The sequence below is a fragment of the Sphingomonas sp. BGYR3 genome (genome assembly GCF_025153455.1).
Taxonomy (GTDB): domain Bacteria; phylum Pseudomonadota; class Alphaproteobacteria; order Sphingomonadales; family Sphingomonadaceae; genus Sphingomonas.
In genome coordinates this window covers 1,104,647-1,119,435 of record NZ_JANZNT010000001.1, presented here as the reverse complement: position 1 = coordinate 1,119,435, position 14,789 = coordinate 1,104,647, and the positions used below count along the sequence as shown (strand labels likewise).

Genomic DNA, 14,789 nt, shown 5'->3' with positions numbered 1-14,789 from the left:
AAACAAAGCACTGTCAGGCATTCTGGACACTGCTATGGTCCGGCCGGTAGTCCCGGTGGACAACCGGGCAGGAGGGATGCCCATGATGCTTGCAGTGCGCGTTGCGCTCGCCCTGGCCGTGATCGGCGTGCCGCTGGCCATGGCCGATGATGCCCCGCGCGTGACACTGGCAACGCCGGGCATGAGCAATGGCGCGATCGAGCGATTCACGCTGCGGTTCAGCGCGGCGATGGTGCCGCTGGGCGATCCGCGTGCCGCCGCGCCCGCTGCCATCGCCTGTCCCGTGGCGGGCGAGGGGCGCTGGGTCGATCCGCAAACCTGGGTTTATGATTTCGCCAGCGGGTTGCCGGGCGGCGTCACGTGCCGGTTCGACCTGCGCGATGGATTGAAAAGCGCGGCTGGCTATGCCGTGGAGGGAACGCGCAGTTTCAGCGTGGACAGCGGCGGGCCGGTGGCGCGCGCGGTGCTGCCCGGCGGTTATGGCGGCGAGATCGAGGAGGATCAGGTGTTCCTGGTCGCCGCCAACCTGGCCGCATCGCCGGGGTCGGTTGGGGCCAATGCCTATTGCGCGATCGACGGGTTGAGCGAACGCATCCCGGTGGATGTGCTGGGCACCGATGCGGCCATCGACCTGTTGAAGAAACTGGGCAAGGACGACTGGCAAAGCCGCAGTTTCCTGTCGAGCGCGGGGCTGCCCGAAACGGTGCCGGCCAGCGCGGGCGAGGCGAAGCGGGCGCTGGCCGGGGTGACGGCGCTGCGCTGTCGCCGGCCATTGCCGCCGGGGCGCGACATGGCGCTGGTCTGGGGCGCAGGGATCGAGAGCGGCGGACGGACGGCGGGCACCGACCAGCGGTTCGATTTCACGGTGCGCAAGCCGTTTACCGCGCGTTTCGAATGTTCGCGGGTCAACCCGCAGGCGGGGTGCAATCCGGTGTCGCCCGGCTGGCTGCGCTTTTCCGCGCCCGTGCCCGCCGAGGTGGCGAAACAGGCGCGGATCGAGGTGCCGGGCGGCAAGGTGCTGACCGCCGCGATCACCGACGATGACAAGAACAAGGCGATGGTCAGCCAGGTGCGCTTTTCCGCGCCCCTGCCCGAGGCGGTGGCGGCCAAGCTGGTCCTGCCCGCCGGGGTGAAGGATGAGAGCGGCCGGCCGCTGAGCAATGCCGAACGCTTTCCGCTGGAGGTGCGGTTCGACGAGGCGCCGCCGCTGGTGAAGTTTGCCGCACCGTTCGGGATCGTGGAGGCGAAGGAGGGCGGCACGTTGCCGGTCACCATCCGCAATGTCGAAAACCCCCTGGCCGGCAGCAATGCCGCGCTGGCCGGACAGGCGCTGCGCGTTGCGGGATCGGATGCCAGCGTCGCCAAATGGCTGCGCACCATCGACGAGGCCGATAATTACAAGAGCCATGAGGAGCAGCGCGGCGGCGAGACGGTGACGGTCAACGACACCGGGTCGAAGCCCATCCTGAGCGGCGGCGCGGGCAAGGCGTTCAACCTGCCCCTGCCCGCAGGCGGCAAGCCGATGGAGGTGGTGCCGATCGCGCTGGGCAAGCCCGGATTCTATGTCGTCGAATTTGCCAGCCCCCGGCTGGGCGCGGCGCTGCTGGGCCGCAATGCCCCGCGCTATGTCGCGGCGGGCGCGCTGGTCACCAACATGGCGGTGCATTTCAAATGGGGCCGGGGCGGATCGCTTGCCTGGGTCACGGCGCTGGATACCGGCAAGCCGGTGGCGGGGGCGGAGGTGCGCGTCACCGACAGCTGCACCGGGGCCGAGCTGGCGCGCGGGCGTAGCGATGCTCAGGGCCGCGCGGCGTTTGCCAAGGGGCTGCCGGAACCGGAAACCTATACCGATTGCGGCCCGTCGAGCGAGGCGCATCCGTTGATGATTTCCGCCCGCGCGGGCGATGACATGAGCTTTACCCTGACCCAGTGGGGCGAGGGCATCCGACCCTATGATTTCGACCTGCCGTTCGGCTGGTCGGCGCGGGAAGAGGTGATCCACACCGTGTTCGACCGCGCGCTCGTCAAGCAGGGCGAGACGGTGAACATGAAGCATTTCGTGCGGATGCCGTCGCCGCGTGGGTTCAGCCTGATGCCCGGCTTTACCGGCAAGCTGGTGCTGAGCCATTCGGGCAGCGGGACGGAGTTCGAATTGCCGCTGACGATCCGGCCGGGCGGATCGGGCGAGACGACTTGGGCAGTGCCTGCCGCCGCGCCGATGGGCGATTATTCGCTGCGCTTCGTCAATGGCGACCGGACGATCTGGTCCGGCCAGTCGGTGAAGGTCGACGAATATCGCCTGCCCACGATGAAAGCGAGCGTCAGCGGGCCGAGCGCGCCGATGGTCAAGCCCAAATCGGTGCCGCTGGACCTGTTCGCCGGATATCTGTCGGGCGGGGGCGCATCCAACCTGGCCGTCGATCTGCGCGTCGCGTTCATGGAGGGGGTTCGCCGGCCCAAGGGATATGACGGATACAGCTTTGCCGGGCGGCGGATGGTGGAGGGCGTCAAGCCGCTGAACGGCGATGGCGAGGAGGAACTGTCCCCGCTGCCGCCGACGCAGACGCTGCCGCTGACCCTGAACGGGGAAGGGACTGCGCGAACGAGTGTCGATGTGCCCGCAACCCTTTCCGGCCCGACCGACCTGCTGGTCGAGATGGATTATGAGGACGCCAATGGCGAAATCCTGACCGCGTCGCGCCGGGTGCCGCTGTATGACAGTGCCGTCCAGATCGGGGTGAAGACCGATGGCTGGATGATGAAGGACGACGATCTGCGGCTGAAGCTGGTCGCGCTCGATCCGACGGGCAAGCCGATCAAGGGACAGCGGATCACGGTGGAACTGTTCAGCCGCGAGGTGCTGACCGCCAGGCGGCGGCTGATCGGCGGCTTTTATGCCTATGACAACCAGATGAAGACGACGCGGATCGACGAAAGCTGTTCCGCGACAACCGACCAACTGGGGCTGGCCGAATGCCGGATGGACCCCGGCGTGTCGGGCGAGGTTTATGCCGTTGCCACTGCCGAGGATGCCGATGGCAATGCGGCAGTGGCCGGCACGTCGGTCTGGCTGGCCGGTGAGGACGACTGGTGGTTCGGCGGCGACAATGGCGACCGCATGGACGTGATCGCCGAGGCGCCGGAGGTGAAGGCGGGCGGGAAGGCGCGGTTCCAGGTGCGGATGCCGTTCCGCGAGGCAACGGCGCTGGTCACGGTCGAGCGCGAGGGCGTCATCGACAGCTTTGTCACCGAACTGAGCGGCAAGGACCCCGTCGTCGAAGTGGCAATGCCCGGCGGATATGCGCCGGAGGTCTATGTCAGCGTGATGGCGGTGCGCGGGCGAATCGGCGGATGGTCGCTGTGGCTGGCCAATCTGGCGCGGGAATGGAACCTGCCCTTCTTCTCCCGCGAGGGCGCGCGGCCGACGGCTTTGGTCGATCTGGCCAAGCCCGCTTATCGGATGGGCGTGGCGCGGGTGAAGGTCGGCTGGGACGATTTCCGCATGGGCGTGGCGGTAAAGGCTGACAAGGAACGCTATGCCGCGCGCGACACGGCGCAGGTGGCGATCGCGGTGACCAACCCCGATGGCAGCCCGGCGCGCGATGCCGATGTCGCGTTCGTCGCGGTGGATGAGGCGCTGCTTCAGCTTGCCCCCAACGAAAGCTGGGACGTGCTGACCGCGATGATGGGCGACCGGCCGCTGTCGGTGCTGACCTCTACCGCGCAGATGCAGGTGGTGGGCAAGCGGCATTACGGGCGCAAGGCCGTGGAGGCCGGCGGCGGCGGGGGCGGCGACCTGTCCGGCCTGAACCGCGAAAACTTTCAGCCGGTGCTGTTGTGGCGCGGGCAGGTGGCGCTGGACGGCGAGGGCCGGGCGAAGGTTGCGGTGCCGCTGTCCGATGCGCTGTCCGGATTCCGGCTGGTCGCGGTGGCGGGCGCGGCCGATGGCAATGCGTTCGGCATGGGCGAGGCGAGCGTGAGGACCGCGCAGGACCTGTCGATCTTTGCCGGCGTGCCGCCGCTGGTGCGGGGCGGGGACCGGTATGCGGCGCAGTTCACGCTGCGCAACGGATCCGACCGCGCGATGAAGGTGACGGCGGATGTGACCGTCAGCCCCCGCGTAGCGACGGGCCGACCGATCAGCGTGACGATCCCGGCGGGCGGCGCGGTGCCGGTGGCGTGGAACCTGACCGCGCCGGGCGGCACGGGCACGCTGACCTGGACGGTCAATGCGCGCAGCGAGGATGGCCGGGCGGTCGACCGGATGACGGTGGTGCAGAACGTAGTGCCGCCAGTGCCCGTTGAAACCTGGGCCGCGACGCTGGTGCGGGTGGGCGCGGGCGGCGACATTCCGATTGCGCCGCCGGGCGGATTCCTGCCGGGGCTGGGCGCGGTCGAGGTGACGTTGACCGACACGCTGGTGCCGCCAATGCAGGGCGTGCGCGATTACATGGCGGCATATCCCTACACCTGTTTCGAACAGCGGCTGTCGCGGGCGGTGGCGCTGGGCGATGTGGGGGCGTGGAACCGGCTGGCCGGGGAAATGCCCGCCTATCTGGATGCCGACGGTCTGCTGAAATATTTCCCGGTGGAGGGGATGAACGGGTCAGAGGCGCTGACCGCTTATGTCTTGTCGATCACGGCCGAGGCTGGCCTGCCGCTGCCCGGCGGGTCGCGCGACCGGATGATCGCGGCGATGCAGGCGGTGCTGGACGGGCGGCTGCGGCGCGAGGAATATGGCGATGTGCGCATCCAGCGGATCGCGGCGCTGGCGGCGCTGGCCCGGGCGGGCGCAGCCAATGCGGCGATGCTGGGTCAGATCGGCATGACCCCCGCGGAAATGCCGACCGCGACGCTTGCCGATTACCTGTCGGCGCTGGGGCGTATTTCCGGCCTGGCCAACGGGGCGGCGTTGCGGGCGGCGGGCGAGGGCGAGCTTCGCAAGCGGCTGGCCTATGAAGGCACGCGGCTTGACCTGACCGATCAGGGGCAGGCGGCGTGGTGGATGATGTCGTCGGGCGACGAGGCCGCGATCAAGGCGCTGATCGCCGTGCTGGGCCGGCCCGGATGGGACGGCGATGGCCCGCGCATGATGACCGGCATCGCGACGCGGCAACAGCGCGGGCATTGGGACACGACCACGGCCAATGCCTGGGGCACGATCCTGGCCCGGCGCTTTGCCTCTGCCTATCCGGCAGAAGCGGTGGCGGGGGTGACGACGGCATCGCTGGGGACGGCGCGGATCAGCCGCAACTGGCCACTGGCGGCATCGTCGCGGCTGCTAAGCTTTCCGCTGCCCGCAGCGCGAACGCCGCTGTCGCTGACGCAGAGCGGCGGGGCCGGGCCATGGGCCTTTGTCCGCGTCAAGGCCGCCGTGCCGCTGACCCGCCCGCTGGCCGCGGGATACCGGATGACCCGCAAGGTCGATGTGGTGCAGGCACGGACGAAAGGCGTGCTGACCCGCGGCGACGTGCTGCGCGTGACGCTGACCATCGAGGCGAGCGCCGAGCGGAGCTGGGTGGCGGTATCCGATCCCGTGCCGGCAGGCGCGACGCTGATCGGCGGCATGGCCAACCAGTCGGCGATGCTGGACGAGGGCGGGACCAGCGAGGGCACGGCCCCCAGCTATGTCGAGCGGGGACAGGACGCCTGGCGCGCCTATTTCGCCTGGTTGCCGGCGGGGACGCACACGGTCAGCTATACGGTGCGGCTGAATGGCGCGGGCACGCTGCAACTGCCGCCCAGCCGGGTGGAGGCGATGTATTCCCCGGAAATCCGCGCGGCGGTGCCCAATGCGGCGGTGGTGGTGCGGCAGCGGTGAGATGAGGGTTTGTTATGCCGCTTTTCGCGTGCTCCTGCTTTCGCATGAGTACGGTGGGGGCCGGTGGTGATCGCTCGCCGTTATTGGGGGTTGGTGGCGCTGGGTGTTGTCGCGGCGCTGTATGCGGTGCTGAGCTGGCTGACCCTGCCGCCGCCTTTGCCTTCGCTTGCCAGTGTCCGGGGGGCGTTCCGGCCGTCCGAGGCGTGGCTGTATGACCGGCACGGCGCGCTGATTGACAGCGAGCGGGTGGATTTTGCCGCGCGGCGGCTGGCCTGGGTGCCGCTGGATGCCGTGTCCGCCGATGCGCGGGCGGCGATTGTCGGGGCGGAGGACAGGCGCTTTGCCGACCATGGCGGCGTGGACTGGTGGGCGCTGGGCGGCAGTATCCGCGACCGGGTGACGGGCGCGCGGGTGCGCGGGGCGAGCACGATTTCGATGCAGGTTGCCGCGTTTGTCGCGCCCGACCTTGCCCGGCCCGGCGCGCGGGGATGGCGGGACAAGGTGCGGCAGATGCGTGCCGCATGGGCGCTGGAGCGGGCATGGGGCAAAGACGCGATCCTTGAGGCCTATCTGAACCTGGCTGGCTTTCGGGGCGAGGCGCAGGGGGTGGGCGCGGCGGCGCTGGGCCTGTTCGGCAAGACGCCGGGGGCGCTGACGCGGGACGATGGCGTGCTGCTGGCGGCGCTGTTGCCCGCGCCGGGGGCGGATGCTGCGGCGGTGGCGCGGCGGGCCTGTGCGATTGCAGGCGAGGGCGATTGTGCGCGGTTTCGCAGCGGGGCGGCGTCGATGCTGGGCCCGGCGCGCAGCCTGCGCCTTGATCCCGGCCTGGCCCCGCATCTGTCGGTGCGGCTGTTGAAAGCGCCGGGCGCGAAGGTGACGACGACGCTGGATGCGGGGGTGCAGCGCATGGCGATGGCGGCGCTGACCCGGCAGCTGAAGGGGCTGGGCGGATCGCGGGCGCGCGACGGGGCAGTGGTCGTGGCCGATACCGTGACGGGCGAGGTGCTCGCCTATGTCGGCGGGGTCGGCGGCGCATCGACGGCATCGGCGGTGGACGGGGCCAGCGCATACCGGCAGGCGGGATCGACGCTGAAGCCGTTCCTGTTCGCGCAGGCCATTGAGCGAGGATACCTGACCCCGGCATCCATCCTGGACGATTCACCGGTTCAGCTGGACACGGCATCGGGCCTGTATGTGCCGCAGAATTACGACCGGGCGTTCAAGGGGCCGGTGTCAGCGCGGGTGGCGCTGGCCGGATCGCTGAACGTGCCGGCCGTGCGGACGCTGCTGCTGACCGGGGTGGAGGCGTTCCGCGACCGGTTGTGGGACACCGGCTATCGCGGGCTGACCGAGGACGGGCAATATTACGGCTATTCGCTGGCGCTCGGCTCGGCGGAAGTGACGTTGATGGAACAGGTCGCCGCCTATCGCAGCCTGGCGCGGGGCGGACAGTGGCAGAAGCTGCGGCTGACCAAAGGGGAGGCGGCGGAGGAGCCGCGCGCCGTCACCACGCCTGCCGCCGCGTGGATCGTGGCCGACATGATCGCTGATGCCAATGCGCGCGCGGCGACATTCGGTACGGACAGTGCGCTGCGCCTGCCGTTCTGGGCGGCGGTCAAGACGGGCACGTCAAAGGCGATGCGCGACAATTGGTGCATCGGCTTTACCGACCGGTATGTCGTCGGTGTGTGGGTCGGCAATCTGGAGGGCGATCCGATGCGCGCGGTGTCGGGGACCAGCGGCGCAGCGCCGGTGTGGCGCGACGTGATGCTGGCGCTGCACCGCGACCGGCCGGGGCGCGCGCCGCCGATGCCGACCGGCGTGGAGGCGCGGCCGGTTCGCTTTGCCGCCGGACTGGAACAGCCAAGGCGCGACTATTTCCTGGCCGGAACGGGGATGAGCGAGGTGGCGCTGGCCCCGGCGACCGCGCGGCGGCCGCGGATTACCAGCCCGGTTTCGGGCAGCGTCTATGCACTGGACCCCGACATTCCGGTGGATCGCCAGCGGCTGGTGATCGGCGTGTCGGGCGAGGTGACGGGCCATCGCCTGATGCTGGACCGGCGCGATCTGGGCTCGGCAGACGGGCGGCCGCTGGTGCTGGCCGGGCCGGGGGCGCACCGGCTGGCGCTGGTGGCGCCGGGCGGCCGGGTGGTGGATCAGGTGCTGTTCACCATGCGGTGACCGGCAAAAAAGGGGCGGCCCCGAAGGACCGCCCCGATCAACGCTTACCAGAAGAAGTTGTTGTACACCCGGACGACCCGGCCGCGGCGGGTGTCGACCAGCAGGACGTCGTCATAATGACGGACGTACTGAAAGCCGCGCGCCGGGGGCAGACGATAACGCCACGGGTCGGAAATCCAGTACCGCTGTCCGTAATAGCCGGGCGCGATCCGCGCGCCGTTGTTCCATCGCGTGTAGCGGAACGGCGCACGCCAGTTGCCGCGGGCATAATCGCCGCGATGGGTGGCCCGATAGTCGCGCCAGTCATTGTCGCGCCAGGCATGGTTGCGGTCGAACTGACGTTCGGTCCGGCGAAGGTCGCGGGTTTCGCGGCGCAGCTCGCGGCGTTCCTCGCGGATGTCGCCTCGGTCGCCCCGGCGATAGGCATCGCGCAGTTCGCGGCGCTCCTCGCGCACGTCGCGGCGATCGTCCCGCAACTCGCGCCATGACTGGGCGCTGGCCGCCGTCGGCATGGCGGCCGCAGGAACGGCTACCGCCGCCATCAACAGCATCAGCATGGGCTTGCGCATCTTCAATTCCTCCTCATGCGCGGCGGTTCGGTCCGCCGCTGATGAGAGGAAGCTAGGCCGATTCGCCTGAACGGGCCGGGAATCGCCCGTTTAGCCGGGCGAAAGGAAGATTACTGGCCGGGGCCGCCGCCGCCGGGGCCGCCAGCGCCGACGGGCGCGCCGACCGTGCCGATATTGCCGAACAGATCCTCGAAAAAGCCGCGTTCGCGGCCAAGGGTCGGCGTCTTCTTGTCGCTGGGCGCGACGAACGCGACCTGATCCACCCCGGTCTTGTCGATCGCGGTGACGGTGCCGGCATCGTCAAAGGTGATGCGGATGGCGGTCTGTTCCACCGGACGCGGGCGGTTATAGGCCAGGTTCCGGCTGTCGCGGGACAGATAGATCCACTGCTTGTCGTTGAACTGCGCAACGAAGGTCGGGCTGCCCAGCGTCTGCGTGACCGAGTCGCGCGTGTCGACGCCCGGCTGGACCGAGTTCACCAGATCGGGATCGATGACATAGCCCTGATGGCTCTTGAGCTTGGTGCAGCCCCCGCTGACCAGCGCACCGGCAACCGCCAGCGACAGGCCGAGCGCACGAACCGAAAGGAGCTTCATCGACACTTCTCCGCGAAAACCACAAGGCGGCGGCGCTATCCATTGCAACCATCGCCAGCCCGCTCAATATGCCGCCAATCATGGCGCCACAAGGGCGCAGTGGACGGATTGCCGAAAGGGCCGGTTGAATGAAGCTGTTGGAACGCCTGTTCGGTGGAAAGGGAGAGCTGCCCGCGCAGCGTCCCTATGAGGTCGTGATCGCCCGCGCGCGGGAGCCGCACTGGTATCTGGACGGGCAGGTGCCCGACACGATCGACGGCCGGTTCGACATGGTGGCCGCGGTGCTGGCCATGCTGTTGCTGCGGCTGGAGGAGGAGGCGGGCGATGCGGCGGCGGTGCTGAACGCACAGCTGGCCGAGCGGTTCGTTCAGGACATGGACGGCCAGCTGCGCCAAATCGGATTTGGCGATGTCGTCGTCGGCAAGCAGGTTGGCCGCATGATGGGGATGCTGGGCGGGCGGCTGGGCGCCTATCGCGACGGGCTGGCCGAGGGGGATGCAAGGCTGGGCGAGGCGCTGGTGCGCAACCTGTACCGCGGTGAGGCACCGGAGCCGGCGGCGCTGGATCATGTGGTGGCGGGCCTGTCCCGCTGGCGGCGGGCGCTGAGCCAGGTGCCGCTGGACGCCATTCAGCGGGGCGAATTGCCATGACGCCGGAATTCAGCCGCCCGCAGCGGATCGACCGGATCGGCACCGCGCCCGCAACGGTGACGATCAGCGCAGAGGCGGACGAGCGGGAACGGCTGGCCGCACGGTTCGGCCTGATCGCCGTCGATAGGCTGTCGGCCGAGTTTGCGCTGCGCCGGCAGGGGGCGGATGTGCTGGCCGAGGGGCGGGTGATCGCCGAGGTCGCGCAGCCCTGCATCGCGACGGGCGAGGCGGTGGCGGCGCGGATCGAGGAGGCGGTGACTCTGCGCTTCGTGCCGGAGGCGGATCTGGACGCCGCCCCTGCGGACGAGGTGGAGATCGACGCGGAGGCGGCGGACACGCTGTTCTACACCGGCGGCGCGATCGACCTGGGCGAGGCGGCGGCGGAGACGATGGCGCTGGCGCTCGACCCCTATCCCCGCAGCCCGGCGGCCGAGGCGGCGCTTCGCGAAGCAGGGGTCAAGCGCGATGACGAGGTTGCGACAGGTGCCTTTGCCGGGCTGAAGGACTTGCTGAAGGGGGAGTGATCGGTCAGCCGCTGGGGGCAAGGCCGTTGGCCAGCAGGTCGGCAACCCGGTCTGCCACCCCCTCTGGCGGTTCCGCATCGCTCCACACGCCGTAGCGCAGGCCCAGAAACACGTTCATGCCCATGATCGCCCAGGCGTGAACCTCGTCCACATCGCCGCGCACCTCGCCCCGCGCGGCGGCGGCGGACAGGCGGGTGCGGATGCGATCGGCCGTCGTCGTGTAATGGCGGCGGAAACTGTCGGGATCGACAAATTCAGCCTCATCGATGATGCGATAGATTTCCTTGTGCTCACGCACGAAGCGGATGAATTGCAGCAGGCCCGCGCGTTCGGCGGCCAGTTGATCCGGCGCGGCGCGGATCGCCGGGGCGACCTGATCGCGCACCTGATCCGACATGTCCTGAACCAGCGCGCGAAACACGGCGTCCTTGCTGTCGAAATAGGTGTAGAAACTGCCCAGCGCGACGCCCGCGCGGCGGGTGATCCCGCTGATCGATCCGTCGTGAAACCCCTTTTCCCCGAACTCGGCGGCGGCCGCATCCAGGATCGCGCGCAGCGTGCGGCGGCCGCGTTCGGTCCGCGGTTCCTTGCCCGCACTGGCCGCCGATGCGCCCGCCGTTCCCGGTTCCGTCCCCATCCGGCTCCCTCCGATACATTCCCAAGTTGAAACCCGGTTCAGGTTTCAGTATAGCGGATCGCAACACGGCACAACCCGCGTCCGACGGGCTGCCATCCAAAGGGGAGGTTTTGCCATGAAGCATCGTTCGTCCAGCGTCCGCGCGCTGATCCTGTCCGCCGCCGCCTTGCCCGCGCTGATGGCGGTCCCGGCCCAGGCACAGCAGGCGGAGCAGGAAACCGCCGCCAGTGATCCGGCCGATGGCGACATCATCGTGACTGCCCGTCGGCGCGAGGAATCGCTGCTCGACGTGCCGGTCGCGATCACCGCCTTTTCGGGCGATCAGCTGGAGCAGCTTGGCGCGATCGACGTCACCGATCTGGCCGCTGTCACGCCCAACGTTACGCTGGAGGTGTCGCGCGGCACCAATTCAACGCTGAGCGCCTTTATCCGCGGTGTGGGTCAGCAGGATCCAGTTGCGGGGTTCGAGGCAGGCGTCGGCATCTATCTGGATGACGTATACCTCAACCGCCCGCAGGCGGCCGTGCTGGACATTTACGATGTCGAGCGGATCGAGGTGCTGCGCGGGCCGCAGGGGACGCTCTATGGCCGCAACACCATCGGCGGCGCAGTCAAATATGTCACCCGGCGGCTGGGCGATGATCCCACGCTGAAGGTGCGGGCGGCCTATGGCAGCTATGATCAGGCGGATGCCGTGATCAGCGGCAGCGTGCCGATCGGCAATGGCGTGGTGAAGATCGGCGGTGCAGCGGCACGGCTGTCGCGCGGCGGCTTCGGCGAGAACCTGACCACGGGCGAGGCGAATTACAACAAGGACATCTGGGCGGCGCGCGGCACGCTGCAGATCGAACCGGACGACAGCCTCTTCATCCGCCTGTCGGGTGATTATACCGAGGACAGGAGCAATCCGCGCGGCGGCCATCGCCTGATCCGCGGCATCGCCACCGGTGCCCCGGTGCTTGAGGATGTGTACGATTCGCGCGGCGGCCTGCTCGACCCCGAACAGAAGGTCGAGGCATATGGCGGTTCGCTGTTCATCGAAGCCAAGCCCGCCGACTGGCTGACCTTCCGCTCGATCACCGGCTATCGCAAGGACGATAGCGGCACGCCGATCGATTTCGATGCCCTGCCGGCGGTGCAGGTCGATGTGCCTGCATTCTACAATAACGAGCAGTTCAGCCAGGAAGTGCAGATGCTGATCGGCACGGACCGGTTCAACGCGCTGGTCGGCCTCTATTATCTGGATGCCAAGGCGCGGACCGTGTTTGACGTCCGCCTGCCCGGCGGCGTCACCGCGCTCACCTTCGGCAATGTGGAAACCGATACGGTCGCGGTATTCGCCGATGCGACCTATGACCTGACCGATCAGCTGAGCCTGTCGGTCGGCGGTCGCTATACCTGGGACACGCGGCGGTCGACGATCCTTCGCCAGACGTTCCTGGGCGGTGGCTCGCCCTTCTTCAACGGCAATGGCACGCTGTTCGCAACGACGTCGAACTTTTCGGGCGCAGCCGATTTCGGGGACTTCACCCCGCGCGCCTCGATCCAGTGGCAGCCGACGGGCGACCTGAACGTCTATGCAAGCTATTCGCAGGGCTTCAAGGGCGGCGGCTTCGATCCGCGTGGCCAATCGACCGCGTGCCGCACGCCGACCGGCGGTATCTGCAATGCCGATCAGGTGTTCGACTTCCTCTCGTTCGATCCGGAAACGGTCGACACCTATGAAATCGGCTTCAAGGGTTCGGTGTGGGACCGTCGCCTGAACTTCGCGCTCGCCGCGTTCCGCTCGGACTATACCGATGTGCAGGTGCCGGGATCGATCGGCACCACCATCAACGGCCAGCAGACCTTTATCGGCGTGACGACCAATGCCGGCCGCGCACGGATCAACGGGATCGAGGCCGAGGTGAACCTGGTCGCCGCCCGCGACTTTGCTGCGGCGGGCGACCGATTCACGCTATCGGGCACGATGGGCTATCTGGATGCCAAATATACCCGGTTCATCGATGGCCGCGGGATCGACGTGGCCGATCGCCGCGCGTTCCAGAACACCCCTGACTGGACCGCCAGCGGCACGATTGCCTATTCCGCGCCGGTCGGGGCGGGCTCGGTCGATCTGAGCACCACGGTCAGCTATCGCGGCGATAGCCAGCAGTTCGAATTGCGCACGCCCCTGCTTGACCAGCCGGCATATGCGCTGTGGGATGCCAACTTCGTCTGGGCGATCAACGACAGCTATTCGATCGGCGTCCATGGCCGCAACCTGACCGACAAGCGGTACATCGTGGCAGGCTACAACTTCCTGGCGCAGAATCCCGATACGGGCGCGTTCCTGACCAATGCGACCACCGGCAATTTCATCCCCACACTGGGGACCGAGGGCGTGCTGACCGCTTATTACGGCAATCCGCGTCAGGTCTTTGCGACGTTCACAGCAAAGTTCTGATCCGGCGGGCGCGCATTGGCGGGCAGTGCGCGCCCTGCTAATCACAACGGACCGCGTGACAGTCGCGGCGGGCAAGGAGCGGGCATGAACGGGTCAAGCGCCCCCACGACGCCGGGGTATCGCGCGGCGGCGCTGGCGATGCTGTTGCTCGTCTATACCTTCAATTTCCTGGACCGGCAGATCCTGGGCATCCTGGTTCAGCCGATCAAGGCGGACCTGAACCTGACCAACACGCAGCTGGGCGCGCTGGGCGGGATCGCGTTTGCGCTGCTTTATTCAACGCTGGCCATTCCGCTGGCGCTGATTGCCGACCGGACCAGCCGCACCTGGGTCATCACCCTGTCGCTGACCGTGTGGAGCGGATTTACCGCGCTGTGCGGCATGGCGGGCAGTTTCTGGCAGCTGTTTGCGTTCCGCCTGGGCGTGGGCGTGGGGGAGGCGGGGGGCGTTGCGCCGAGTTATGCGGTGATCGCCGACACATTCCCCCCGCATCAGCGGGCACGGGCGCTGGCCATCTATTCGCTGGGCATCCCCATTGGCCTTGCCAGCGGGACGTTGCTGGGTGCGTGGATCGCGGCCAGCGTGGACTGGCGCTGGGCCTTCATCGTCGTCGGCATTGCGGGCGTGGTCATCGCGCCGCTGTTCCGCGTAATCGTGCGTGAACCCGCGCGGCCCGCCCAGCCGACGGGCGAGCGGGTGCCGGTCAGCGCGGTGTTCCGCATCCTGGCCGCCAAGCGCAGTTTCTGGCTGATGAGCTTTGCCGCCGCGTTCAGTTCGATGTGCGGCTATGGCCTGGCCTTCTGGGTGCCGTCGGTGCTGATGCTCAGTTTCGGTTTCGACCTGTCGACGACCAGCTATTTCTTTGGCTCGCTGCTGCTGGTTGGCGGGACCATCGGCGTGTTTTCCGGCGGCTGGCTGGCCGACCGGCTGGGACAGGCGGATCGCGGAACCTATGCGCGGCTGCCCGCTTTTGCCTGGCTGGCCAGTATTCCGCTGTTTCTAGGCGCGTTCCTGATGACGGGATCACCGGTCATCGCATGGTTCCTGTTCCTGATCCCCAACGGCCTCAACATCCTGTGGCTTGGCCCGGTGACGACTGCCGTGCAGCATCTGGTGCCGCCGCATATGCGGGCGACGGCCAGCGCGTCGTTCCTGTTCATCAACAACCTGATCGGGCTGGGTGCCGGATCGTGGATCATGGGCGCAGTCGCGGATTCGATGACGGCAACCCATGGCGATGAGGCATTGCGCTATGCCGCGATGGCGGCGCTTGGCTTTTACGCGGTGGCGGCCGGGCTGATGCTGCTGGCGGTAAGGCCGCTGCCCCGGGACTGGGTTGGATAGGGTACGGGCCGCCCCTACCTT

At 68.3% G+C, this 14,789-nt stretch carries 9 protein-coding genes; 6 read left to right on the top strand and 3 right to left on the bottom strand.

Annotated elements, in window-relative coordinates; genetic code table 11:
• Positions 1-82: 82 nt before the first annotated feature.
• A complete protein-coding gene (locus NYR55_RS05050) occupies positions 83-5,821 on the top strand; it encodes an MG2 domain-containing protein (RefSeq protein ID WP_260020127.1) in 5,739 nt (1,912 codons plus the stop codon).
• Between the two features lie 93 nt (positions 5,822-5,914).
• Positions 5,915-8,002: a penicillin-binding protein 1C gene (gene pbpC / locus NYR55_RS05045; protein WP_260020126.1), complete on the top strand. Its 2,088-nt coding sequence runs from the start codon at positions 5,915-5,917 to the stop codon at positions 8,000-8,002.
• Between the two features lie 44 nt (positions 8,003-8,046).
• On the opposite strand, the gene NYR55_RS05040 is transcribed toward pbpC, so the two are convergent.
• Both NYR55_RS05040 and bamE read right to left on the bottom strand, forming a co-directional pair.
• Positions 8,047-8,571 (bottom strand): RcnB family protein, encoded by a 525-nt coding sequence (locus NYR55_RS05040; RefSeq protein ID WP_260020125.1) that lies wholly within the window; start codon positions 8,569-8,571, stop codon positions 8,047-8,049.
• A 110-nt stretch (positions 8,572-8,681) separates the two neighbouring features.
• The gene (gene bamE, locus NYR55_RS05035) at positions 8,682-9,167 is read right to left on the bottom strand and encodes an outer membrane protein assembly factor BamE (protein ID WP_260020124.1); all 486 of its coding nucleotides are present in this window, start codon (positions 9,165-9,167) and stop codon (positions 8,682-8,684) included.
• 128 nt (positions 9,168-9,295) lie between these two features.
• Between bamE and NYR55_RS05030 the strand changes: the two genes are divergently transcribed.
• Complete coding sequence (locus tag NYR55_RS05030) at positions 9,296-9,817, top strand: ubiquinol-cytochrome C chaperone family protein (protein WP_260020123.1); 522 nt, start codon at positions 9,296-9,298, stop codon at positions 9,815-9,817.
• Entirely contained in the window at positions 9,814-10,341 is a 528-nt protein-coding gene (locus NYR55_RS05025; protein WP_260020122.1) for a DUF177 domain-containing protein, read from the top strand. Before NYR55_RS05030 ends, NYR55_RS05025 begins: the two co-directional genes overlap by 4 nt.
• 4 nt (positions 10,342-10,345) lie before the next feature.
• Here NYR55_RS05025 and NYR55_RS05020 read toward each other — a convergent pair whose 3' ends face one another.
• The gene (locus NYR55_RS05020) at positions 10,346-10,978 is read right to left on the bottom strand and encodes a TetR/AcrR family transcriptional regulator (RefSeq protein ID WP_260020121.1); all 633 of its coding nucleotides are present in this window, start codon (positions 10,976-10,978) and stop codon (positions 10,346-10,348) included.
• Positions 10,979-11,093: 115 nt separating this feature from the next.
• Here NYR55_RS05020 and NYR55_RS05015 point away from each other — a divergent pair, with 115 nt between their 5' ends.
• Together NYR55_RS05015 and NYR55_RS05010 are read left to right on the top strand one after the other, a co-directional pair.
• Positions 11,094-13,424: a TonB-dependent receptor gene (locus NYR55_RS05015; RefSeq protein WP_260020120.1), complete on the top strand. Its 2,331-nt coding sequence runs from the start codon at positions 11,094-11,096 to the stop codon at positions 13,422-13,424.
• An 84-nt stretch (positions 13,425-13,508) separates the two neighbouring features.
• Positions 13,509-14,768: an MFS transporter gene (locus NYR55_RS05010; RefSeq protein ID WP_260020119.1), complete on the top strand. Its 1,260-nt coding sequence runs from the start codon at positions 13,509-13,511 to the stop codon at positions 14,766-14,768.
• Positions 14,769-14,789: the final 21 nt, after the last annotated feature.

Coding starts and splice junctions, on each gene's coding strand:
- NYR55_RS05050 (WP_260020127.1), top strand. CDS start 83: ATGATGCTTGCAGTGCGCGTTGCGCTCGCCCTGGCCGTGATCGGCGTG.
- NYR55_RS05040 (WP_260020125.1), bottom strand. CDS start 8,571: ATGCGCAAGCCCATGCTGATGCTGTTGATGGCGGCGGTAGCCGTTCCT.
- bamE (WP_260020124.1), bottom strand. CDS start 9,167: ATGAAGCTCCTTTCGGTTCGTGCGCTCGGCCTGTCGCTGGCGGTTGCC.
- NYR55_RS05030 (WP_260020123.1), top strand. CDS start 9,296: ATGAAGCTGTTGGAACGCCTGTTCGGTGGAAAGGGAGAGCTGCCCGCG.
- NYR55_RS05025 (WP_260020122.1), top strand. CDS start 9,814: ATGACGCCGGAATTCAGCCGCCCGCAGCGGATCGACCGGATCGGCACC.
- NYR55_RS05020 (WP_260020121.1), bottom strand. CDS start 10,978: ATGGGGACGGAACCGGGAACGGCGGGCGCATCGGCGGCCAGTGCGGGC.
- NYR55_RS05015 (WP_260020120.1), top strand. CDS start 11,094: ATGAAGCATCGTTCGTCCAGCGTCCGCGCGCTGATCCTGTCCGCCGCC.
- NYR55_RS05010 (WP_260020119.1), top strand. CDS start 13,509: ATGAACGGGTCAAGCGCCCCCACGACGCCGGGGTATCGCGCGGCGGCG.